Below are 1,554 nucleotides of genomic sequence, written 5' to 3'. Positions count from 1 at the left end.
GCAGAAGGAGATTATTCCGGCGAAGTTCATAGCGTTGTTGAAGCACCCGAATCTTTATGTGAAAGAGAGGGTGTGGACAACCCAAAGCTCTTGATTGTTATTAGGGGTTAATCAAGCCGTATAACACAGGGGATATACCGCGCGTGAGTTCTAATATCATTAACAATCGTACTAATTAACATACGCATAGCAGACAAGAAAAAGAGAGAAAAAAAATGGGTACAAGCTCGAAGTAGTTTATAGCCCATAATTGTCAGGGCACTCTCGCAATGAGTGCCCTGACAATACAGTTATTAAGCTGCTTTTTTACGATTAAATATTTAGTCAATATTGATTCCCTCTGGCTGCATAAGATTTATTAACTCATCATTGGCAGCCAAAATTTCGTCATGACATTGCTGAATATATTCTAAGGAGATCTCGTGACGCTCTCTCTGTGACTTTTTCCTATGTAACTCTATCATCACAGTCGATGACCCATCAGAGCTAGACATTACTCCATGAACGATTTTGTTTCTCTTTGAAATAAAACCGTTTCCAGAAGAAGCATTCTTTTTAAATCGTTGAAGAAGCGCCCTTAACTTTTCACTGTTCTCATAGTGATCAAGAAGTGATATGGCCAATTCAATTTTAGGTCGTATATCCATAGGACCTGTTATCATTACTCCAACATCTTTCTCTAAAGATAACTGGCTCCAGATAACATTCGAAATCAAGTAATCAAAGTAAGAGTAATGAGTACAAATGTACCCTACCAGCTCAGCACGTTTTTGGACGTTTAGAGGATCATCGATCATAATGCAGACTCTCTGTGCAGCCAATGCGTGGTTTGAGAAACTCTAAATTTAGAACAGACAATGCTGTTGTGAAAGCACAATGACAACTCATACCAGGCCTATTGTTGCTGGTCGAAATTTGCTTTTATGGAAGGAAAAGTTGCGATGAATGCACCTCAAAAAAGTGGTAGATTAGGCCTAACAGCCCGATTTAAATGACATACAGGTGACATAACAAAGCAAAATTAGTGCATTCTGGCATACTCAAGCCGTTTATAACTTATTGTTTTTAAAGGTTTTATATGTATGCCCGTCGAGCTTGTAATCAGTGGGTCCCGAGTTCGACTCTTGGTGCCGGCACCATACAAAGCCCTGTAAAATCAGGCACTTAAAGGCCTCGGCATAGTTCGAGGCTTTTTTGTATCTGAAGCTTGTCTTGGCAGTTGTCTTGGCAAACTGCAAGATAGCCTGCAGAAGTTCTATCTCTTCTCGCTTCTGAGTAAGACTGGCTGATTTCCACTGTTATTTTTTCTCACCCGTCCATCACTTTTGAAATGTAACTCATAAGCTTGGCTCTTTTGAAAAACGATTGGGTAAGCCTGTTTAATCAGTATCGGCAGATGCCTTTTGGATGCCGTGCCAGTCCAGAACACATGAGAGTGGACAGCACTTGTCGCTCAAACATAATCAATATTAATTTTGATTTACCTACTTTAAGAAAGTTCAATAGAACCGCGAGCTTTCATTGAATGCAAAAGCTGGTCAGGTGGGGGGGGGC

Annotated in this window: 1 protein-coding gene; it reads right to left on the bottom strand. The window is 40.3% G+C overall.

Annotation, left to right across the window (positions count from 1 at the left end; all coding sequences use genetic code 11):
• Positions 1-320: 320 nt before the first annotated feature.
• Positions 321-797, bottom strand: coding sequence for a hypothetical protein (locus tag KDK17_RS17820; RefSeq protein ID WP_257252723.1), 477 nt, complete (start codon positions 795-797; stop codon positions 321-323).
• Between the last annotated feature and the right edge of the window lie 757 nt (positions 798-1,554).

The sequence above is a fragment of the Endozoicomonas sp. SESOKO2 genome, from assembly GCF_024606245.1.
Lineage (GTDB): Bacteria > Pseudomonadota > Gammaproteobacteria > Pseudomonadales > Endozoicomonadaceae > Endozoicomonas_A.
The sequence above is the reverse complement of the archived record's forward strand: the minus strand, read 5'-3'. Positions and strand labels throughout refer to the sequence as shown.